The organism is uncultured Desulfobulbus sp. (assembly GCF_963662935.2).
In the GTDB taxonomy this organism is placed as follows: Bacteria; Desulfobacterota; Desulfobulbia; order Desulfobulbales; family Desulfobulbaceae; genus Desulfobulbus.
In genome coordinates this window covers 3,081,619-3,103,649 of record NZ_CAXXTL010000002.1, presented here as the reverse complement: position 1 = coordinate 3,103,649, position 22,031 = coordinate 3,081,619, and the positions used below count along the sequence as shown (strand labels likewise).

20 protein-coding genes are annotated in these 22,031 nt (G+C 55.3%); 10 read left to right on the top strand and 10 right to left on the bottom strand.

What is annotated here, in order from left to right:
- Positions 1–14 precede the first annotated feature (14 nt).
- The 9 genes from ACHZCX_RS18010 to ACHZCX_RS17970 all read right to left on the bottom strand — a co-directional run bounded on the left by ACHZCX_RS18010 (position 15) and on the right by ACHZCX_RS17970 (position 7,691).
- On the bottom strand, positions 15–299 hold the full coding sequence (locus ACHZCX_RS18010; RefSeq protein WP_319588584.1) for a cytochrome C oxidase subunit IV family protein: 285 nt from the start codon (positions 297–299) through the stop codon (positions 15–17).
- A 19-nt stretch (positions 300–318) separates the two neighbouring features.
- Positions 319–915 carry a cytochrome c oxidase subunit 3 family protein gene (locus ACHZCX_RS18005; protein WP_319588583.1) on the bottom strand — a complete coding sequence of 199 codons (597 nt, stop codon included), beginning with the start codon at positions 913–915 and terminating at the stop codon, positions 319–321.
- A gap of 62 nt (positions 916–977) precedes the next feature.
- The gene (locus tag ACHZCX_RS18000) at positions 978–2,609 is read right to left on the bottom strand and encodes a cbb3-type cytochrome c oxidase subunit I (protein ID WP_319588582.1); all 1,632 of its coding nucleotides are present in this window, start codon (positions 2,607–2,609) and stop codon (positions 978–980) included.
- A 3-nt stretch (positions 2,610–2,612) separates the two neighbouring features.
- Complete coding sequence (locus ACHZCX_RS17995) at positions 2,613–3,554, bottom strand: SCO family protein (protein WP_319588581.1); 942 nt, start codon at positions 3,552–3,554, stop codon at positions 2,613–2,615.
- The gene (locus ACHZCX_RS17990; protein WP_319588580.1) at positions 3,551–4,093 is read right to left on the bottom strand and encodes a DOMON domain-containing protein; all 543 of its coding nucleotides are present in this window, start codon (positions 4,091–4,093) and stop codon (positions 3,551–3,553) included. The genes ACHZCX_RS17995 and ACHZCX_RS17990 overlap by 4 nt, the downstream gene beginning before the upstream one ends.
- A gap of 62 nt (positions 4,094–4,155) precedes the next feature.
- Positions 4,156–4,581, bottom strand: a complete 426-nt coding sequence (locus ACHZCX_RS17985) for a DUF2231 domain-containing protein (protein WP_319588579.1) — start codon at positions 4,579–4,581, stop codon at positions 4,156–4,158.
- Positions 4,582–4,940: 359 nt separating this feature from the next.
- Positions 4,941–5,885, bottom strand: coding sequence for a CDF family Co(II)/Ni(II) efflux transporter DmeF (gene dmeF / locus ACHZCX_RS17980; RefSeq protein ID WP_319588578.1), 945 nt, complete (start codon positions 5,883–5,885; stop codon positions 4,941–4,943).
- 251 nt (positions 5,886–6,136) lie between these two features.
- A complete protein-coding gene (locus ACHZCX_RS17975) occupies positions 6,137–7,210 on the bottom strand; it encodes an acyltransferase (RefSeq protein WP_319588577.1) in 1,074 nt (357 codons plus the stop codon).
- Positions 7,211–7,388: 178 nt separating this feature from the next.
- Positions 7,389–7,691: a hypothetical protein gene (locus ACHZCX_RS17970; RefSeq protein ID WP_319588576.1), complete on the bottom strand. Its 303-nt coding sequence runs from the start codon at positions 7,689–7,691 to the stop codon at positions 7,389–7,391.
- Positions 7,692–7,957: 266 nt separating this feature from the next.
- On the opposite strand from ACHZCX_RS17970, the gene ACHZCX_RS17965 reads away from it, so the two are divergent.
- The 10 genes from ACHZCX_RS17965 (at position 7,958) to ACHZCX_RS17920 (ending at position 20,592) form a co-directional block, all read left to right on the top strand.
- Entirely contained in the window at positions 7,958–8,782 is an 825-nt protein-coding gene (locus tag ACHZCX_RS17965; protein ID WP_319588575.1) for a Sir2 family NAD-dependent protein deacetylase, read from the top strand.
- Between the two features lie 231 nt (positions 8,783–9,013).
- Entirely contained in the window at positions 9,014–10,432 is a 1,419-nt protein-coding gene (locus ACHZCX_RS17960; protein WP_319588574.1) for a 3'-5' exonuclease, read from the top strand.
- Positions 10,433–10,757: 325 nt separating this feature from the next.
- Positions 10,758–11,393 carry a pyridoxamine 5'-phosphate oxidase gene (gene pdxH / locus ACHZCX_RS17955; RefSeq protein ID WP_319588573.1) on the top strand — a complete coding sequence of 212 codons (636 nt, stop codon included), beginning with the start codon at positions 10,758–10,760 and terminating at the stop codon, positions 11,391–11,393.
- Between the two features lie 155 nt (positions 11,394–11,548).
- The gene (locus tag ACHZCX_RS17950; RefSeq protein WP_319588572.1) at positions 11,549–13,729 is read left to right on the top strand and encodes a hypothetical protein; all 2,181 of its coding nucleotides are present in this window, start codon (positions 11,549–11,551) and stop codon (positions 13,727–13,729) included.
- A 13-nt stretch (positions 13,730–13,742) separates the two neighbouring features.
- Complete coding sequence (locus ACHZCX_RS17945; RefSeq protein ID WP_319588571.1) at positions 13,743–15,161, top strand: FAD-linked oxidase C-terminal domain-containing protein; 1,419 nt, start codon at positions 13,743–13,745, stop codon at positions 15,159–15,161.
- Positions 15,162–15,167: 6 nt separating this feature from the next.
- Entirely contained in the window at positions 15,168–16,427 is a 1,260-nt protein-coding gene (locus ACHZCX_RS17940; RefSeq protein ID WP_319588570.1) for a (Fe-S)-binding protein, read from the top strand.
- Positions 16,424–17,656, top strand: a complete 1,233-nt coding sequence (locus tag ACHZCX_RS17935; RefSeq protein ID WP_319588569.1) for a lactate racemase domain-containing protein — start codon at positions 16,424–16,426, stop codon at positions 17,654–17,656. The genes ACHZCX_RS17940 and ACHZCX_RS17935 overlap by 4 nt, the downstream gene beginning before the upstream one ends.
- Positions 17,657–17,800: 144 nt before the next feature.
- Entirely contained in the window at positions 17,801–19,153 is a 1,353-nt protein-coding gene (locus tag ACHZCX_RS17930) for a cytochrome c biogenesis protein ResB (RefSeq protein ID WP_319588568.1), read from the top strand.
- Between the two features lie 50 nt (positions 19,154–19,203).
- The gene (gene ccsB, locus ACHZCX_RS17925; protein ID WP_319588567.1) at positions 19,204–20,052 is read left to right on the top strand and encodes a c-type cytochrome biogenesis protein CcsB; all 849 of its coding nucleotides are present in this window, start codon (positions 19,204–19,206) and stop codon (positions 20,050–20,052) included.
- A 144-nt stretch (positions 20,053–20,196) separates the two neighbouring features.
- Entirely contained in the window at positions 20,197–20,592 is a 396-nt protein-coding gene (locus ACHZCX_RS17920; RefSeq protein WP_319588566.1) for a cytochrome c3 family protein, read from the top strand.
- Positions 20,593–20,600: 8 nt separating this feature from the next.
- On the opposite strand, the gene ACHZCX_RS17915 is transcribed toward ACHZCX_RS17920, so the two are convergent.
- Entirely contained in the window at positions 20,601–21,857 is a 1,257-nt protein-coding gene (locus tag ACHZCX_RS17915; RefSeq protein ID WP_319588565.1) for an ISL3 family transposase, read from the bottom strand.
- Positions 21,858–22,031 lie beyond the last annotated feature (174 nt).

Sequence of the window (22,031 nt, the reverse complement as noted above, 5' to 3'; positions counted from 1 at the left end):
TCTTCCCTTGACTGTTAACGAAATGCGACATCCCAGAACGTAAAACTAATCATGATGGCCAGAAAACAGACCGTGCTGATAAAGGATATCTTGATGGCCCTGCCCTCATATTTGAGGTGCATAAAAAACAGCAGCACCAGCGAGACCTTGGCACTGGCGATGGCAAGGGTGATCGGCACATTAAGCCTTCCCATATCGATATAGCTAACCCCGACGGTAAGGCCGGTGAGCAGGAGCAGGACAACAAGAACCTGGCCCAGGGTTTTGTAAGACATGAGATGCTGCTGGTCGGAATCCATAGCAGGCTCCTTGGTCTGGTTACAGAATCAGATAGAAAAGCGGGAAAACAAAAATCCAGATGAGATCGACCAGATGCCAGTACAGGCCTGAGTTCTCCAACATCGCAAATCGCTGCGCCGTAATTTTGTCTTGGTAAACAAACAGAAAGCTGAGGCCAAGCAGGGTCATGCCGATGATCACATGCAGCCCATGAAGGCCCGTGATCACATAGTACAGGCCAAAAAAGATATTCTTGCCCGGAGTGCCACCGTTCAGAGCCGGAGAGTTGGGATAGATGCCGATGGCAAATTTATGGCTCCATTCAAAGTACTTATTGATGAGGAAGACGGCCCCGCAGAGAAATGAGATGGCCAGCAGCAGCAGGCAAAGGTTTTTTGCTTTTTGCCTGATCGCAGTGATCGAGGCGGCAACCGTAAAGCTCGAGACCAGGAGGATGATGGTGTTGAGCGCGCCGATAACCCGGTTGAGCTCTTTGCCGTTTTCAGCGAAGGCGGCAGGGTATTTATGAAAATAAACGGCATAGAGCACAAAGAGACCGCCGAAAAGAATGATCTCGGTATAGAGGAACAGCCACATACCGATGCGCGTCCCGGTATGGTCAGGCCGGCTTTCCATGGGACTCCTTTGCTGCTGGGTTGAAGGCGAAGATGCTGCACAGTACCTGCATCGGCTGGGTGTCAAGCATTTGGGGGTGTCTTTAAAATATCTGAAAAATCATAGGGATATTCCTTGATGTGGGGTTCCTGAAGAAAGTTATGCACAGGTGGCGGCGACGGTACCGTCCATTCAAGCGTACAGCCACCCCAAGGGTTGGCCGGGGCCACGATTCTCTTCTGTTTCCGCAAGCTGAGGATCAGATTGACCAGCATTAGGATAATACCGCAAAAGAGCAACAGGCCGCCGACCGCGGCCAGTTCGTTGCCGCGGGAGAACTGCGGCAGGTAATCGTAGTAGCGCCGGGGCATGCCCATCAGGCCGAGGATAAACATCGGCACATAATGAAACATAAAGCCCACCGTAGCCAGGGTAGCGGCGATATAGGCCCGACGGAAATCATACATGACCCCGAACATCTTCGGCCACCAGTAATGGAGGGCGGCAAAGAAGGCAAAGCCTGTGCCACCGAACATGGTGAAGTGGAAATGGGCGACCACGAAATGGGTGTCGTGGACATGGATATCTGGTCCAGCGGCGCCCAGAACCAGGCCGGTCAGTCCGCCGACCGAGAATAGGTAGATAAAAACCAGGGCGTAGAGTAACGGCGGGGTCATCTCGATTGAGGCCTTATAGAGGGTCGAAACCCAGGAAAAAACCTTGATTGCCGAAGGGATGGCCACCAGGAAAGTGAGCAGGCTAAAGACAAACACCGCGGTATCACTCATGCCGCTGGTGTACATGTGGTGAGCCCAGACCAGGGAGCCGGCCACGGCAATGCCCATGGAGGAGAAAACAATCGCCCGGTAGCCGAAGATAGCCTTACGTGAGAAGGTGGGGATGATCTCGGAAATAACCCCCATACCAGGCAGGATCATCACGTAAACCGCCGGGTGGGAGTACATCCAGAACAGGTGCTGGTAAAGGATCGGATCGCCCCCTTTGGCAGGGTCAAAGAGGCCGATACTGAGAAACCGCTCAGCAATCACCAGGAGCAGGGTGATCGAGATCACCGGTGTGGCCAAAAGCTGCACCCAGGCGGTTGCATACAGCGACCAGGTAAAGAGTGGAATCTGCATCCAGCCCATGGCTGACGATCGTTTGCGGTGGACCGTGGTGATGAAATTGAGCCCGGTGAGCATCGACGACATGCCGAGAATAAAGGCGGCGAACACCGTCAGGGGCACGTTGTGTTTGGTGCCGATGCTGAAGGGGACGTAAAAGGTCCAGCCGGTATCGGGAAAACCGCCAGCGGTGAACAGGGAAACGATCGCCAAGAGCCCGCCGAGCATGTAGAGGTACCATGACAGCAGGTTAAGCCGGGGGAAGAACACATCATCGGCCCCGAGTTGAATGGGCAGGAAAAAATTACCGAAGATAGCTGGAATGCCAGGAATGACGAACAAAAAAATCATGATCACCCCGTGGAGGGTGAAGGCCGAGTTGTAGACCCCGGCGGACATGATCGTTCGCCCCATGGTCATCAACTCAATCCGGAGGAGAAATCCGATCGTGAGGGCAATCACGAACCAAAAAAGCACTGCCCAGAGATACATCAGACCCAGCCGTTTATGGTCATGAGTTAGGAGCCAGGCCTTGATGCCTGTCAGTCCTGGTGGGGCCGGTGTGTCGAAGAAAGAAGGTGGGGGCGCCATGGGCTATGGTTTAGAATGGGGTTGGTAGGATTTTTTCCTGCGGAGAAAAAGCAGAAACCAGAGACCTCCGACAAGGAGAACAGCCGCAGTCCCCATTTTGAAATAAGCCAGCACTTGCTGATTTTGCCGGGGATTGGAAGGAAAACAGAAGGCCAGGAGGCGGTGGATGGAGGAGGCCGGTGCGCCCTTCGCAGCTTCAGACAGGGCGAGGTCGACATCTCCTGAAATAAAGGAACCGTAGACGTATTTGATAATCCTGCCCTCTTTATCGAGTACGATGAGGGCCGAGGGGTGGATATAAGTAAACTCATCCTTTTTTATAAAGGTGTAGCCCATGGATTGGGTGAGTTTGAGAATATTATCTGTATTGCCGGTAAGAAAGACCCAGTTCCTTTGCGGAAAATCTTTGCCTAGAAGTTGCGTGTAGTTGGGTTTAACCGTAGCCGCGGTTTCCGGCGTTTCGTCGGCATTGAAGCTCAGGCTGATAACCCGGAAACTGTCGGAGGTATGACGGCTACGGCGTATCGCATCGGCCAGATTGGCGAGTTCAAAAGAACAGCCTGTCGGGCAACTGTAATAAATGGGGAGCAGCAGGGTCGGCCGGTCGATCAGGTGCCGGAGGGTGACCGTCTCACCTTGCTCATTTTTGAAGAAGGCATCCAGTGGAACGATGTCACCGGTCTTTTCCTGTACCCATTCTCCGGGGGCAACAACTTCAGCAACCTCTGGTTCCTGGGGCGCCTCCGCCTGGGATACTTCTAGGGGAGCGACCGTCTCCACCTGCTTGGGTATTGTAGCCTGGCGGTCATCCTTGGTGGCTTGTTGCTTGGCCTGTTGGTTGCCACGAACTGTCTCGTGACCTGGCCCATGGCCGAACACGGTCAAGGGCAACAGCACCATGGCCAGCAAAAGCCACCAGGTGGGTACCGGGCTGGTTCGGCTCATTTCTTGACGCCGCTACCCAGGTTGACGGTGATGGTCTTGGCGAACTGGTGTTTCAGCTTGGTGGAATCCCGGTCCGGGCCGTAGGCCAACATCACCATAGTGTCGGCTTTGGGATCAATGACGCCGTCGTTGGCATCGCCGCTCTGCAGGGGGATGGAGAATTCCAGGGTGGTGGTGGTGCCGGTTTCGGTGCCGCCAATCACGGTGACGTTATCCTTGCCGTCCCTTTTGGTGTCCGGTGTGTGCTGGGTGGGCTGGGTGCCAAAATCATCAGAAATTTCCACCTTACCGTCTTTGACAAAGCCGATGATGATATTGGCATCCTTCATCATGTCCGTGGGATGAAAGCCGATGGCCACCCAACCTGTGGTCGGGGCTGAGAGTTTGATCGCCAGGTTTTCCCCCTCGATGCTCCAGTCAAAGGTCATTGTATCGACGGTGAGCGAGTGTTGATACACGGCGGCGCCGAGATCGGCGGTGAGTAGCAGGGACAGGGAAACAGCGCTGAGCAGGGAACATACGGACTTGATCATTGCCATGATTTTTCCTCTTGTGTAGATGGGATTCTTCAAAGGGTGCGGCCTGCGGCCACCCCTTTCCTTTAGTTGCTATAGACCAGTTGCCCACCGGAGAAGCCAAGCCCAACGGCACAGACCAGGCACAGGGCGTAAATGATGAAGATTTTTTTTGGTTCGGCCCCATGACGATGGAGCCAGATGGAGTAGCCGAGAAGACCGGTGAGCACTGCCGCCAGAATCATCTTGATGATGATGAGCGCCTGGTAACGACCGGCATAGAGGTGCTGCCAGTCGAAAATCCCGGCAATGATCGTGGGACCAATAAAGATCAAGGCCAGCACGGAACAATGCAGGCAGGTCTTTTGAAAATCAGTTTTTTTGGCGTACCAGACCAGGAAGCCAAAGAAAAAACAGCCCATTACCATTCCCATGGGGATATGGGTCAAGGCAGGATGGAGGGGGTGAGTAAAGCCAACTTTTGCCAAAAGCGCATACAATGATTCGATCATGCTCCACCTCGTACATGTTAGAGTTCAAATGTCCGTGCAAGACGGTTCTTCTTTCTTAGGTTCTTCTTCGCTTTGGTGTTTATTTATCCACTCTTTGGTGTCCTTATTCTTCAACAAAGAAGAGTATTTCGTCGTCCTTGAAAAAGCCTCTTTTCAATCTGAATTTGAGACTAATTCACAAAAGATGGGTCAAAGTATAAACTGTGTCTTTTTCTGAGCAAGGAAAACAAACCTCCCCGTCAACTTTCTTAGGGTGATGCGAATATTCTCCCCTACGCCAAAGAGCAGAGCATGAATCTTCTTTCCCCTATTTACCATCCATCCTTGTGATGGTCGAAAGGGGCGCTCCAGTTCCGACTTCAGCTGCTGATGCAGGATGCCCCTTGGCAAGGATTGACCTCGATGAGGACATGGGCAAGATGCGGGATCTGCCGGAGCAGGTTCTTATAGTAGTCCGGGTTCTGGGGAGAATGGGTCACTACGGCCAACCCGGCGGCATAGGTATCAGGCCCGACATGCCAGACATGGAGATCGGTGACGCGATTATCCGCGTCTTCCTCAATGGCCCGCCGAATTGCCGTCAGGGTTTGTTCATCGACACCGCCGTCGAGCAGGATCTTGCCGGTATCCCGCAACAGAACATATGACCATCGGCCAATCACCGCCGCCCCCACCACTCCCATGGCCGGATCGAGCCAGACCCATCCCGCATATTTCCCGACAAGCAGCGCAAAAATAGCCAGCACCGACGTCAAAGCATCAGCCAAAACGTGCAGATAGGCGGCCCGCAGATTGTGGTCGTGGTGGTGTTTGGAGCCATGCTGGTCGTGGCCGTGATCATCATGGCCATGGTGTTCATGCAGCAGAAAACCGCTGACCAGGTTGACGAGCAAGCCGGCGACGGCGACACCAATGGCCTCGTTGAAGTGGATGGCCTCGGGACGCACCATGCGCATCATTGATTCCAGCGCCATGACCAGGGCCACTACCGCCAACGCCACGGCGCTGGCAAATCCACCCAAGACACTCACCTTGCCAGTGCCAAAGGTAAACTGGGGGTTGTCGGCCTGGCGTCGGGCATAGCGATACACAAAGAGGGCAATGCCAAAGGCCGCCACATGGGTGGCCATATGCCAACCGTCGGCCAGCAGCGCCATGGAACCGAACACCATCCCCGCCACGATTTCGACGACCATCATACCGGCGGTCAACAGCATAACCCGGACAGTATTTTTTTCGGCCTGCTCGGTATCTGCCAGAAAATTATGTGAGTGCCGCCAAGTGTCGATGGAATGAATGTGCATTGTTTTCAGATCCTTGAAGAGTACAAGCGAGCCCAGCGGCAGGCAAAAGGTGGCAACTGGGACTGTTTTTATGAGGTGCAGTTGAAAAGAACAACTCGGCCTACCACCAATAGGGAAATCTGTTTCCTTATCTTTGAAGCTTTCACCCTATACAATTAGGTTTCAGAAATCAAGTAAGGATACCCTAAGGAAAGTTCTAAAAAGACACCGGCAAGGAAGTACCGCCCAACTCCGGCTCCAATCGAAAAAACTCACCGGCCCCCAGTTATCAGACTGAGTGAACGCGGGCACAAAACGGTCAGCATGCGGTGACAGAGCACCAGCAGCGCCATAACCAGCACAGGAATGCCCAGGTAAAGGGTCAGCATGGTGTACGCACCATCCAGCGGCACGTATTTAAAGGCCAGCAGACGGACGATGCCCAGCAATGGTTCGTGGGCCGCATAGACAAAAAAACTGGTGCCGCCCAGGGCGATAAGTGCCTTGCACAAGCCCTCGCTGCGCGCAATCAATTTAGTTGCATACAGGGCCACCAAGACACCGGCGATCAACCCGGTCCGATGAAGATAGACATTAAACCAGGCCTCGTACCAGATGACGTCGGCAAGCAACATCGGCAGATAGAGGAGGCAAATGGCTGTTCCAAACCGGTCAAAGGCAAACAGACTCTGCCCCTTGATGCCACACAAGGCGCCTGCGGAGAAAAAGAGCACGCCCACGGCCGCTGGCGCATAGATTGGCCAGCTTTCCGTCACCCAGCAGAGGTACACCACCAAGAAAAAGAGTATGGGGATAAAGCGCACAATGACGGCGATAACCGGCGCTAACAGAACCAGGAGCATGAGATCGCGGATGAACCAAAAATGGTAGGCGATCGGATATCCCTGGATGCCGAAGAGGGCATTGAGATAATCATACACCCCGAATTCAATAACCTTTTTGCCTGTTCCGGTGAAATACGGCTGGATGGCCGGAATCGCCTGAACTAAGATCGTGAAGGCGAGAACCAGAATATTCCAGAAAATAAACGGGATAAGCAAACTGCGCAAACGGGAGCCGATCTTTCTAAGATAGGTCCGTTCGGACCAATGAAAGGTGGCAAAGAAAAGATAGCCCGACATCAGAAAAAAGAGGGGAACAGCAGTCCGGGCGATCCCTTCTGAAATCAGAATGCGGATGAAGTTGGTGACACTATTGAGTTCGGAGGTGCCGAGACTGCCGGTCGAGTAATGGATGACCGAGCCATAGGCATGAATGTAGATCACACCGATGATCGGGGGAAAGCGGAGGAGCTTGAGCCGGAGCGAGGATTCATTGTCGAGCATTGTCTGTTGAGTCGAAACGAGAGTGGAGGGGGAACATCAAAAACCAAGCTATGGTCTAGTGATGCTCAATGAGGGGCGGCAGCCAGAATAAAAAAACTCCATGCGATGACGCAAGCCGGAAGAGCGCTCTCAACCGGCTTATTGTGTCCATTTATGGCCCACTTCCAACAAATACCGATTAGTGCCTGCCACCACCATGGTGATAATATCCTCGATAGCCCCGATAACCTGGATAGTAACCCGGATAGCCCCGATAACCCCGATAGCCATAATGGCCATAATAGCCGGTGCCAAAATAGAAGCTCGGATAGAAAAGTGCCCAGCCGGGATCGTAATAGACCGCGGGAGGTCTGTAGGACGGGTAGTAATAGGAGCTGTAGGGATAATAATAAGATCCGTACGAGTAGGGATCCCCGTAATAACCGACACAACCGCCGCAGGTCAGCAATACAACCGCAGCGGCAAGCACATGACGTTTCATGATGCACCTTCCTTGTTGCCCATTGTTCATTGTTAGTTGTTGGCAACGATTCCAATATACCACGGATGTACCCCAAAGGTCACCGGTCTATTTTCTCTGAAAAATCCTGAGGGGACAAAAGAGCCAAGGGGGGAAGATTGGTGGTACAATCTCCTTGAAAAAGTTGTTTTTCTGGACTTAATACAAACAGCCGTTGAGCAAAAATTGATTCTTCCAATGATGCCCGCCAAAGCAGGTGACCAATTCTTTACCAGGGGAACACTGTCATGCAAGAGGACGTACGGAACGTGCTGCGAGAGATCGCCGGAGGAACAGGCAAGATCACGGTGCTGACCGGGGCCGGGATCTCGGCGGAGAGCGGTATCCCGACCTTTCGCGGCCCGGAAGGCTACTGGACCGTCGGTTCCACGGTCTACCAGCCGCAGGAGATGGCCACCTTTCACATGTTCTGCCAGATGCCCGACGAGGTCTGGAAATGGTATTTGTACCGTATGGGCATCTGCGGCGCGGCCGAGCCCAATCCCGGCCACCTGGCCCTGGTAGCCATGGAACAGCACTTCGGCGACCGCTTCACCCTGATCACCCAAAACGTCGATGGCCTCCATCTGCGGGCCGGCAATACCCTGCCTCGCACCTATCAGATTCATGGCAACGTCTTTTACATGCGCTGTTCCCTGGAATGCAGCGAGGCCTTCTACCCGATCCCGGCGGCTGTCCGGCCCAAGAGCAAGGAAGAGGGACTGACCGACAGCGACCGGGAGCACTTGCGGTGTCCGCTCTGCGGGGCGCGGTCCCGGCCGCATATCCTGCTGTTTGACGAAAGCTACAACGAACATCACTACCACTTTTACAGCTCGCTCAAAACCGCCCAAAACACGGCGCTCTTGATCGTCGTCGGCACGGCCGGGGCCACCAATCTCCCCAACCAGGTAGCCCGGGAGGTCTATCAGCGCGACGGGGTGATCATTGACGTCAACATCGAGGCCAACCCCTTCACTCAACTGGCCCAGAAAAGCGCTCGCGGCTTCTTTGTGCAAGAGCCGAGCGCCTCGGCCCTGCCCGCCCTGCTCGAGGCCATGATCGCCGCCTGACCGCCCTGACCGGGTGCCGCGCTCAACGGTGACCGGCATTTCGGCATTTTATGAAGAGTCAAAGATAGGCCCCAATGGGTGTGTAGCCACGGGCGGAAAGCATCTGACCGCTCTCTACTGGTCCGTCGATTGTTCTGTTGGTTTTCAGTCCTGGTGTAACACGGACCTCGCTCCTCTTTTTTACGGCACAATGCTCGACAGCCCCAAAAACATTCACCGATGGAGGGTCCCGTGGGCTTTCTCAACAACCTAGCCTCGAAGCTGTTGGGCTCTAATAGCCCCGAGCAATCCGCTAATCCATCACCTGCACATCCTGCGTCGGCATCTGACTTGACCGTGACGGTCAGTTATTCCGGGGCAACACAATCCGTAGCAACCATCTCCGAGGTTGAGGTGGCTGAGGCTATCGAGCGTCACAACTTCGTGCTTACCAATGAACTTGGGCTGCTTAAAACCGCCGACCAGTGGTTTGAGGAAACAACACAGAAACGCCGCTTGCGAGACGGCTCAGAGAAGGCCTACGGATGGCTACTACCTTTCCTACCCCCTGATGTGACCAAACTCGAGCACCTCAAGCCAATCCTAGTATTGGGACCCAATTCAGCTGCAGGGATCGCCAAGGTTTTTCGGGTGCTCATCCGAGAACTCCGAAAGGCCAAGCAACCCAACGACGATCTGCTCCGCGCACTGTACAGCTCTTGCGTCCTCGTGGACTTTGCCGAGTCTCTCGCCTTTGAAGGTATACCTGTCCACGCGATGACTCGCTACGTCGATATTGGCGAACTTCAGGGCATTCGCATCGAATACTCCTTGATGGGCTACCTGTGCATCCAAGCGCTTTCGAAGACCGACGTGAAGTGGTTGGTTGAGGCCTTCGGTGAACCTGCTGAGCACCAGTCGTTTGACGCCGTGTGGCCACACCTCCGACGCAATGCCGTGTCTCGCTACTGCTGGGGAGAACTGCATAGTGCGAACGAGACGGCCCGGTCCCTCGGCCTCGCGCAGAAGACGATGGCTGAGTGGCTGCGGGAACTTGTGACGCGCAACTTGGGGTATCGCAAGGAGTGGCTGGAGCGAAACGCTGCCCGTGAAGCGCAGCTCGCTGAATTGGTGACAGACATTGAATCCGCTTGGGCGGCCACGCAAGCGCCGTTTGCCGTAGCGGACTTGGAAACTACCGGTCTCAATCCGCATAGTGCAGAGATCCTCGAGCTAGCGGCAGTGCTGGTCGACCCGGACGGCTCGGTGACCTCCGAGTTGTCGGTGCTCGTAAAAACGCAGTACCCTGTCCCTGCCAATATCACTAGGCTCACAGGCATAATACAGGTCGAGGTAGACACTCAGGGTCAACCGCTCACCCAAGCGTTGGCTGCCTTCTTGAGTCACATAGGTGAGCGCCCGATCTTCTTTCACAACGCGCCGTTCGACCAAGGTTTCCTTCGCGCTGCGTGTGTAAAGACAAAGCTAAAATTTAAGAATGCAGTTCACGACACCCTGCCAGTGGCGCGGCGCACGTGGCCCTCGCTTGGCACATACAAGCTCAGTGTACTAGCGGAGCACGTCGGGGCGGCAGCGCCCAAGCATAGAGCGCTTGGAGATGCCCGTGCGACACTCGCAGTGCTGCTAGCCGCCCGCAACACAACGAGGTGACGAGTGTCTAAGAATGCAGAACAACCCAACCAGCCAATAAACCGAGCCGGAATTACCCGCGTTCCAAAAGGTGGCTTGCTCTGGGGCCGGCCGACTTTCCGCATGTTCCTTTTTCGCCCCCTATTCGTTCCCCGTTGCTGTTACAAGTTGCCGCAGGTCGACTTGCAGCAAAAGGCTTTTTCTATCACAAGATTTAATTCGACCGGGGTCAACTTTGTCATGTGACTGAGAACCCGTGGAAGAAAAAACTCTTAACAAGAGAGTGTTGACCTGCTAGAGAGTTCGGCTTATCTTGCGGGGGTAATGTGCCCAACGGAGGGAAGAGATGGATATCAAAGGATTGCGGAAAGAATATGCCAACCCGGTACTCAGCCGGGACATGCTGGCTTCTGACCCGTTTCACCAGTTTGAACGTTGGTTCGACGAGGCCTGCAAGGCAGAACTGCCCGAACCCAACGCCATGGCCCTGGCCACGGTGGGCACGGATGGCCAGCCCACCCTGCGAACGGTGCTGCTCAAACTGTTTGACCAAAACGGTTTTGTCTTCTTTACCAACTACAGCAGCCGTAAAGCCGAGCAAATTCAAGAAAACCAGAACGTCGCCCTGCTCTTCCCCTGGATCAAACTAGCACGTCAGGTGGCCATCACCGGTATCGCCGAAAAGGTCAGCACCGCCGAATCGGCCCGCTACTTTGCCAGCCGGCCGCGCGAAAGTCAGTTGGGCGCCTGGATATCCAAACAGAGTTCGATTCTCAACTCCCGCCAGTTGTTGATGATGGAACTCGATAAAATTAAAAGCAAATTTTTCAAGGGTGAAATCCCTCTGCCCGATTTCTGGGGCGGGTATCGGGTGCGGCCTATAACCGTTGAATTCTGGCAAGGCCAGACCAGCCGACTCCATGATCGTTTTATCTACCGCCTCAAGGACAACAACTGGACCATCGAACGGCTGGCGCCCTGAAACTTGGACCCGTTCCCCAATCGAAGCCTCGTCGAAGACAGGCGAAGAGCACCCCTGCCGGATGCTGCAATGGTTGTGGTGGCCCCCCGTCGCACTCGTCTCCGCTCCTAACCAATGATATCAATCCCTCAACCCACCCTGAAACGGACCTGATCATGCGCATCCCTCTGCTTTGTTCGCTCATTCTGGCTCTCGCCATCCATGCCTTTGCCGATGAACAAAAGGCCGCCCCGGAACCGGCTGCCCCGCCGCTGTTGATCGCGCCCCAGCAGCCATCGACCCAGGCAGGCAAACAACCGGAGTGGCTGCCCCTTCCGGGACCGCCCTCAGCTCCTCCATCGTCTCCGGCCGCCGCCCCGTTGCTCAACAAATCGCAGGCAGCACCTTCAGCGTCTATTCACCCTGCCACGGAGCCTAAAAAAGTCGAGAACGCACCAGCTGCCGCACCCCCTCCGGCCAAGAAACCGGCAAGAGCAAGCCAGCGAAACAGAACCAATGCCACGGCAAAGAGCGTCGGGCCGGGCAACAATGTCCCGCCTCTGCTCGCCGCCGCGGTCGATGAATCGGAATCGGCCAAACAACAAGCCTCACTATGGTTCCAGGTCTTCCCTTATCCCAAAAACCTGCGCCAGGTAACGGCCACGCCGCCCTTGCGCTCCGGCATCCGCTCACAACATACAAAAACCTCAGCCGAAGAGCCCGAACCGCAAATTACATTCGAATCGGTCCTGACCAAAAAATTGCGCCAGCAAGAAGAGGCGGAACAAACCAGTGATGTCCTGGACATGCTGACGTCCTTGGTGGAGCTGCAGAAAAACATTAAACAGCAGATCACCGTCACCACCAAAAAGCTGAAGGCCAGCGTTTCCGAGGCTGAGAAACAGGCGCTGCAGGAAGAACTGACCAAATTGGATAAACAGCTCTCCGAAACGGGTGCGGATTTTGAGCGGATCGCCACCGGGGTGGCTCCCGAGGCGTTTTCCAAAAAAGAAAAGGTCACCTTCAGTTTTGAAGACGAACTGACCGCTCTGCTGGAACCAAGCATCAAGGAGCTGAAGCAACTGACTGCCCGCGCCCGGCAGAAATCTGAGCTCAAGGATACTATCGCCGACTACAACAAACAGGTAGCCACGGCCCGCCGGGCGGTTGAGCATCTCAATCGGCTGACCAACGAGACAAAAACTCCCAACATTAAAACTCATCTGGGAGAACTGCTGCCCGCCTGGCAGAACATGGAAAAGCGGATCAATAGCAAATTGGATCTAGCCCAGCGGGAACTGGCGAAGCTGGAGGATAAGGATGTTTCACTGCTGCAAAGCTCCGGCAATTCGGTCCGGGAATTTTTCCGCAACCGCGGCTTGTACCTGCTGATCGCCTTATTCGCTTTTGTGGGCATCCTCCTGGCCTGCCGCCTGCTCGCCCGCCTGATCTTTTTTGTCCTCCCCGGTGCCCGGAAGGAGCAGCGGCCTATCCATGTCCGCGTCCTTGACATTTTCTTTCAGGTATTTTCTGTTGTCGCAGCAATTTGCGGTTTAATCTTCGTCCTCTACACCGCTGAGGACTGGCTTTTGTTGAGCGCCACCATCATCCTCTTCGTCGGTCTGGCCTGGACGGTCCGCCAAACTCTGCCCAAGATGTGGCAGCAGGTCCGGCTGGTGCTGAACATGGGCTCGATCCGTGAGGGCGAGCGCATCATTTATAATGGCGTGCCCTGGAAGGTGGAAGCAATCAACGTCTTCTGCAAACTCTACAACCCGGCCCTGGCCATGCACCTGCGCATTCCGATCGAAAACATGATTGGGCTTGTCTCCCGGCCCTATCACATCGACGAACCGTGGTTTCCCTGTAAAAAAGGTGATTGGATCGCGATTGACGGCAAGCCCTTTGCTAAGGTGGTCACCCTCTCCCACGAACAGGTGGAGGTGGTTGAACTGGGCGGCCGGCGGACGGTCTACCAAACCGACGCCTTCCTCGGCATGTCGCCGGCCAACCTCTCGCGCAACTTCAGCCTCCGCGTGGTCTTCGGCCTCTCCTACGATCTGCAGGCCGAGATCACCACCACGGTCCTGGAAACAATGAAAACCTTTCTGCAGACAAAACTGGCGGAAAACGGCTACGCCGAAGACTGCCTCAGCCTGTCGGTGGATTTTCTCCAGGCTGGAGCCTCGTCCCTTGATGTGGCGGTGCTGGCGGATTTCAAGGGTGACCAGGCCCCGGCCTACCGACGGATCGAACGGGCCCTGACCAAATGGTGCGTGGACTGCTGCAACGCCAACAACTGGGAAATCCCCTTCCCGCAAATGACCGTGCACCTGCCATCGGGCGGCAAGGCATAGTCTGGAGTACAGTGTGGAATCGCTACTGAAGGATCGCCTCCTGGCCAAACTGGCGGATATTGTTGGCCCGGACAATGTCTCAAGCGAGACTGTCGACCGGATCACCCATTCCTTTGACGCCACCCAGCGGCAGTGTTTGCCGGATCTGGTGGTGCATCCGGCCAACACAGACGAAATCAGCCGAATCGTTCGTCTGGCCAACACCGAAAACATCCCCCTCCTCCCCCGTGGCGCCGGCAGCGGCTTTACCGGCGGCAGTCTGCCCATCCATGGCGGGATTGTGCTCGTGCTCACCCGGATGAACCGGATTCTGGAAATCGACACCAACAACCTGATCGCTGTGGTCGAGCCCGGCGTCGTCACCGGCCGGCTGCAGAAAGAGGTGGAACGACTGGGCCTTTTCTATCCGCCTGATCCGGCCTCCAAGGATTTTTCCACCCTGGGCGGCAACATCGCCGAATGCGCCGGCGGGCCGCGCTGCGTCAAATACGGCGTGACCAGGGATTATGTGCTGGGTCTGGAAGTAGTGACGCCGACAGGTGAAATCATCCATACCGGCGGCCGGACTATGAAAAATGTGGTCGGTTATGATCTGACCCGGCTTTTTGTCGGCTCCGAGGGGACCTTGGGCATTGTCACCCGGATTACCCTGCGCCTGCTGCCCAAACCCGAGGCCCGCAAGACCATGCTGGTTGCCTTCGAATCCATCGACGGCGCAGCCCAGGCGGTTTCGGCCATTATCCGCGGCAAGATCATCCCCACCACTCTGGAGTTCATGGACGGGTCGGCCATCGACTGCGTCCGCAAGGCCACCACGCTTGACCTGCCGTTTGCCTGCCGGGCGGTCCTGATCATTGAGGTCGATGGTGACAGAGAACAGCTCGACGCTCAGGCCGGCAAGATCCTTGCCATTATTCAAACTCTAGGCGTCCTGGAAACCCGGGTCGCCGAAACCAGCGAGGAATCGGAGGCCATCTGGAAGGTCCGGCGCAGCGTCAGCCCCAGCCTGCGCACGCTTAATCCCAACAAGTTCAACGAGGACATCGTCGTGCCCCGCTCCAAGGTGCCGGAGATGATCCGGGCCCTGGAGGCCATAGCGAACCGCTACGAGGTGCCGATCGTCAACTTCGGGCATGCGGGAGATGGCAATATCCATGTCAATGTCATGGTCGATCTGGCTGAGGCGGGCATGGAGGAGAAGGTGCAGCTGGCCTTGCACGAGATCTTTCGCACCACCGTCGATCTGGGCGGATCAGTGAGCGGCGAGCACGGTATCGGCACAGCCAAGGCTCTTTACATCGGTATGGAGTTGGATCAGGCGACCCTGGCCACCATGCGATTGATCAAGAAAGCTCTGGATCCCAACAACATCATGAATCCGGGCAAGATTTTTTTAGAAGAAATTGCGGCCACCGGAGCCCCATCATCCTGAGACGCCATGGTTGAGCAGAAAACACTCGAAGATTACCGGGACGAGATTGCCCAATGCGTCCGCTGCGGCGCCTGTCAGGCCCATTGCCCGGTCTACCTTGAGACCGGCCGGGAAGGTTCGGTGGCGCGAGGCAAGATCGTTTTGGCAGCCTCGATGCTTGCCGGTGAGGTCGGCCTGGATGAACGCCTGCGCAACGAGATGAGCCTCTGTTTGCTCTGCGGTTCCTGTGTGGTCAAATGCCCAAACCGGGTACCGACCGACGGGATTGTGGGCGCACTCAGGCGGCGGATCACCGATGATCAGGGACTCTCGCCGATCGGTAAAGGGGTGGCGGCGCTGACCGGATCAAAGGTGCTGATCAAGACCTTGCTCAAGGGCGCTGACCTGTTCTCACCCCTGCTGTTCAAAAAAATCCCGGAGACCAGCGGCCTGCGACTCCGTTTTTCCCCGGATATTCTCAAGGACCGCAGCCTGCCGCCCCTCCCCGAACGCAATCTCTTTGCGCGCGTTCCCGAATTCCTCGAGGGCGAAGCGGACAAACCAGTGCTTGGCGTTTTTGCCGGCTGCGCCCTCACCTATCTTTATCCCCAGGTGGGGGAAATCCTGGCCCGCCTGCCGCACAGCCTGGGCTACTCCGTTTTTCTCCCCAGGGACCAGGGCTGCTGCGGCATGCCGGCCCTGTCCTCAGGCAATGGCCCGCTGATCGATAAACTGGCCAGCGCCAACATCAATGCCTTCCGCACCCGCCAGGTGGACACCATCCTCACCGCCTGCGCCTCCTGCCATGGCATGCTCGCCGGTCATTATGCGGCCAAGACGGACAATCCCTTTGAAGGCGAACTCGTCGACATCCACGTCTTTCTCGCGCAGCAAGGGCTCATCGACCAACTGGCGGCCCTGCCCAGATGGCGCCAGCGTCTCCGGGTTACCTACCACGACCCCTGTCATCTCCGCACCGCAGGCATTACCGTGCAACCGCGCCAACTCCTGCGGGCCCTGCCCCAGGTTGAGTTCGTGGAAATGGAGGATGCCGGCCTCTGCTGCGGCTTGGGGGGCACCTTCACCGCTGCCCATCCCGAATTGAGCCGGTCAATCGGTGACCACAAGGTGGCTGGCATCCAAGCCAGTGGTGCTGAAATGATTGCCAGCGGTTGCCCCGGCTGTATCCTGCAACTGCAGGATATCGTCGACCGCGCCGGGCTGCCCGTCAAAGCAGTGCACACCCTGGAGCTCATCCAGCAGGCCCTGACCGAACCGGTTCAATGAGCCTCCCTCGCACCCTTGACCTGCGCTACGGCCGGGCCCGTTTGACATGCGCGGTTGCCGCCCATGCCGAAATCCTTGCCCCCCGCGAACCAGCGCGATCGTTCAGCCGCGAATCTTTCCAGGCCGGAGTGAACCAAATTCTCCCCCCGGTTCTTCCTCAAGGCCCCATCGCCATCGTCGTTGCCGACAAAACCCGCCTTTGCGGCTATCCAATGATATTGCCTTGGCTGACAGAGGCGTTATTCGCGCGAGGTGCGAATCGCCACCAGATCACCTTCTACATTGCTTACGGCACCCATGCCCCCCAAAGCGATGCCGAATCTCGGACTGCCTACGGGCCAATCTATGCAGAGTATCCCTTTATCCACCACCGGAGCATCGAGCCGGTTCGCTTTGTTGAACTGGGCCGGACCAGCCGGGGGACGCCGGTCCGTATCCGAGAAGACCTGCTGCATGCGGCTCTGATTCTCACCGTCGGTGCGATTTCCCATCATTATTTCGCGGGATTCGGCGGCGGCCGCAAACTGCTGTTTCCCGGATTGGGTGAACAGGAGGCCATCTATCAGAATCATCGACTGTTTCTTGACGCCAAGCAGCGAATTTTAGCCCCTGGCTGCCGCTCAGGTCAATTACACGGTAATCCTCTTGCCGAGGACCTGTTTGAGATTAATCGCATGCTTCCAGCCTATCTCTCCATCCATGGTCTGCTCGACAGTCACGGTGAGGTCGCAGCCTTTCGCTTCGGTACAACCTACGATGACTTTCTTGCCGCCTGCAGGGAACACGACGCCCTCTACCGTGCCGGGTCCGGTGAACAGTACGATCTGGTTCTGGCGTCAGCCGGAGGGTATCCCAAGGACGTCAATTTTATTCAATCCCACAAGGCCATCAACAATGCCGCCGCCTTTGTCCGTGACAACGGCACGCTGATTTTGCTGGCCGAATGCGCCGACGGCATCGGCTCCACATCCTTTCTCCCCTATTTTGAGATGGGGAACCAGGAGGCGGCCTTTGATCATTTGGCCGAACAGTACAGCGGCAACGGCGGCACCGCCCTGGCGATGATGGCCAAGACCGCACGTATCCGAATTTTTATGGTTACGTCTTTACAACATAAACTCTGTCGACTGATCGGCGTCACCCGGATCAATGCCGAGGAAGCGGCCCGGCAGGCGGCCAATGCACGGGATATGGCGGTAATCACCAACGCCTCGATGCTGATCCGCTGACCAACCGAATGCCACATTGTGCCATGAAGCATTACTGTTGCCGGTTTGCTGGCTCCGTGCTAAAGGAAGACTCTGAAAGTATCACTCCAATTTTTTTATTGCCTCCAGGGCGACACTAGACCGCATATTTCCGGGAAAACTTCCATGACCCCACCTAAAAAAAATTCATTTCTCAGCCTGTTTGCCTCGGTCCAGTTGGCCCTCTTCCTCCTCTTCCTCCTGGCCTCCACTTCGATTATCGGCACGCTCATCCCCCAGAATAACCCGCACACGTTCTATATCGAGAAGTACGGCCCAAAGACAGCCCTGTTCTTCCAACTCCTTGATATACCCGACATGTACAATTCCTGGTGGTTTCTTGGCCTGCTCGGTCTTTTTTCGCTCAACCTGATTGTCTGCAGCTTGGAACGCATTCCCCAGGTGATTCGCACCCTCCGCCGGGACGGTCTGACCACGCCTCCCGAGCAGTTAATTAAATTTTCGCTGCACCAAGAGATAACGCTTCCTGTTCCCCTCAAGACCGCTCACGAGCGCGTGGCGGCCCTCCTCAAAGTCCAAGGCTGGCATGCCAGGGAGACGGAAAAAGGAACCGGACGTTTCTTCTTTGCCGAGAAAGGCGGCTGGACTCGATTCGGTGTGTATGTGGTTCATTGCTCCATCCTGATCATTCTAGGCGGTGCCCTGGTCGGTTCCTCGGCAGTAGCACGCAAACTCCTCCATAATCCGCAATTTGCCTTCAAGGGCTCGATCATGCTGCCCGAGGGCGAAAGTACCAATCATCTTGTTGCTTTCAAGAGCGGAGAACACCTCGAACTCGGCTTTCACCTTCGTTGCGACGCCTTTGCCATCGAGTATTACCCGAACGGTATGCCCAAAACCTACCGCTCCAGGGTTACGGTTATCGAGAAGAACAAGCCGGTGCAGACCGCTGATATTGAGGTCAATCAACCCTTGACCTACAAGGGGATCACCTTTTACCAATCAAGCTATCAGCCGTATCAGAATTACCAGGTCTCGTTGAAAAAACAGGCGACCAACACCGAGACCTCTGCAATCGTCACCACGGCAAAACAGATGGACTGGCCGGAGGGTGGCGTTAGTTACGGAATAGTCAACCGGGAAAGCCAGGGTGAAGTGACTCGGCGATTGAAAATCTGGTTCACCGACAACCAGGGCGACCCATCCATTTTCTGGGTGAACATCAATCAGGAAGCGGCTATCGAGCGACCTTCCGGAACGTATAGCCTTAACATCCGCCAACTGTACGCCACCGGCCTGCAAGTGACCAAGGATCCCGGCGTCTGGCTGGTATACGGCGGTTGCCTACTCATGCTTATTGGCTTATATATCGCTTTTTTTCTCTCGCACCGTAAAATTTACGTTTTTGTGCAGCCAGAGGCGAACAGCAGCCGCATTCTTTTCGCTGGCGAGGCCAATAAAAACAAGGTAGGCTTTGAAAGTAAATTTCCTGAGCTTATCAATAAGTTAGAGAAATAATTCCGATCAATACCTATTCCCAAGGCGCCCTGCCTGGCAACGGATAGACTATGGACAGCTCCCAACTCTTTGGCATCACCATGATTGCCTACCTCCTGGCCGCCGCCTTTTATCTCGGCCTGTTTCTTTTTAAAATCGAACGCCTCGGTCTCATCGGCATGTTGCTGGCCCTGTGCGGCACCGCTGTGCAAACCGTGGCCATTGGCCTCCGCTGGTCCGAGTCCTACCAGATGGGGGCCGGCCATGCGCCGCTCACCAACATGTACGAATCACTGATCTTTTTCGCCTGGTGCACCACCCTTTTTTATCTTGCCTTGGAATACCGTTTCAAAACGCGCGTTATGGGCGCTTTTGTCATGCCCTGTGCAGCAGTTGCCATGGCCTACGCCTCGTTTTCCGACCGAATCGACGCCCAGATCAGCCCGCTCATCCCTGCCCTGCAATCAAACTGGCTGATTGCCCATGTGGTGACCTGCTTCATCGGCTACGCTGCCTTTGCCGTGGCTGGAGGCCTGGGCCTGATGTATCTCCTCAAGCAGTCGGCCAGCGATAAACCCAGCACCGCCTCCTTGACCGCTTCCCTGCCGGACCTGAAAGTGATCGACGATCTGACCCATAAAACCATTGTTTTCGGCTTTATGTGGCTTTCCGCTGGAATCATCACCGGCGCGGTTTGGGCCAACGAGGCTTGGGGCACTTACTGGAGTTGGGATCCTAAGGAAACCTGGTCGATTATCACCTGGTTTTTGTATGCCTCGACCCTGCACGCCCGCTTCACCAGAGGATGGCGTGGACGTCGTATTGCATGGTTGGCTATTTTTGGTTTTATTGCGGTCTTTTTCACCTATTTTGGGGTCAATTTCTTCCTTTCCGGACTCCACAGCTACGGCTCGGTCTAACCTCTCTGAATGAGGGTATATTGAAGGACAACGAAACCTGGTTTTCAAACATCAGTTGCCTTGACAACCGCTCCGTCGCCACGATATAAGGCATCATCGTATTTACTCTTTTCTTAACTGTGTGTGGAAGTAAGGAGGCTGGTCATGAAAAAAACGCTGATTTATGGCGTTTTCGTGGCATTCTATTGTGTCCCCTATTCATTAGGCAACACAACGACTGCGGATAAAGGCTCGTTGGAAATCACCCTCCAGTCAACCATTGATCCTGCAAAACCGGCGAATCCGGCGCAGTTTCCCCATGGGGCGCACCAAGCCAGACTGGAATGCAGAACCTGTCATCACAGCAAGAGCGCCGAAGGTAAGCGACTCTCATACGTCGAAGGACAAAAAATCGAAAAATGTGAAACCTGCCATAACAGTAAATCGGGTCTCCCGGAAAAAATCTCCACCTTTAAAAATGCCGCCCACACCCTCTGCCAGGGATGCCACCGGAAAAACAGACCGGAACTGGTCAAATGTTCGGTCTGCCATAAAAAATAACCGGTTCCTCAGCAGAATCTGTGGGTAGCCTTGGGAATCGGCAGATCACCAAGTCCATGATATAAAGCTATTTTTAGCCCGTCGTATGTGCGAAATCCATAGGATCGTTTCGTGACCACCTTGGCCTTGTTATTAAGGCCCTCCACGCAGCCCAAGGCAATCGCATTTTTTTTTGCACGAAACCAGTTGAGCAGGAGGGAACGGTGAGCTCTCAACATTTTGGCGACCTTCTTCATCGGTTTGATTTTGGATCGCATGGTTCTTGTACACCAGGCATCAAGGAACTTGCCAGCCCAAGCCGGAGAACTGTAGCCCCAGAACCGCTGAAAATCCTCTTTGAGCAAGTAGGCGCGGACGGTTCTGAGGTTGCATGCGAGCAGATCCTTGAGCCGGTCTACTTGTTTCCCAGTCAGGTTTTCGGGTCGTTTTAATAGACACCAACGGCTTTTTGTCAGGTGGGGTTCTTTCCCGTTTTTCTTCAGTTCCTTGGTCTCATTGGCCCTGACCTCGTCGATTGCCTTGCTCATGTGACTCATGATATGAAACCGGTCGAGGATATTGACGGCACCCGCTGCCTTTTCTACAATAACGGCCAGATAGGGTTTCCACATGTCACTACAAATAAACCGCAATTGCCGAGACCTTGCCGTGCCGAGCCAGTCGAAAAATTCCCTGAAAGTTTTGGATGTACGGTCGGGGCCAATCCAAAGCAGGCGTCTTTTCCCCTGGTCAAGCTGATACACCAGGGTGACAAACTTGTCTTTGCGTTTGCGCCAACAGATCTCGTCGATGCCAATGGCTGTGACCCCATCGATTTGACGATGTGCGAGGCCCCAGTTGACCGCCATTTCCACCGACCTGAAGACAGTGTCCCAACTGGTTTTAAAGACTTCGGCCACTTCCTTCCAGCTCAATCGCTTGCACCAAGTGGCCAGAAACCAGGCGTAAGAGATTGTAAGATGGCTTTTTCCCACAGCCCACGGCAACTTTTCGACTTTGACGCCACAGGTTGGACACTGCACCCGCCGTGGAGCGTAGAGAAAAAAAACCGGTATGGCCCATAATGGGACAAAAGCAAAAGTCCTGACACGTAAGGTGTCGTACCCTGGTCGCCTCTCACCGCACTTGGAGCAGATTGGCTTGCTGCCGGCTTGGGGCCGCAACGTTATCACCAATGCCGGTGGCCCGGAGTCGCGCCAACTACAGGTGTCATAGATAAAACCCGGTTGTTTTTCGATACGGTTCAAGATAGTCTTAATGTGCATCCTATCTGAGCTAAGCTGAGGAGTTTTTGGAAGAAACTTTCCCCGGCAAGGTAAGACAGGATGCTTTTTCTGAAAACCCGCAACAGGACATTGGCAATAGCATGGAGTCCCGACTCTATCAAGGCCAAGCCCTGCGGGTGTGCGCTGTGCGCACAGCCTTGACAGAGCCGAGCC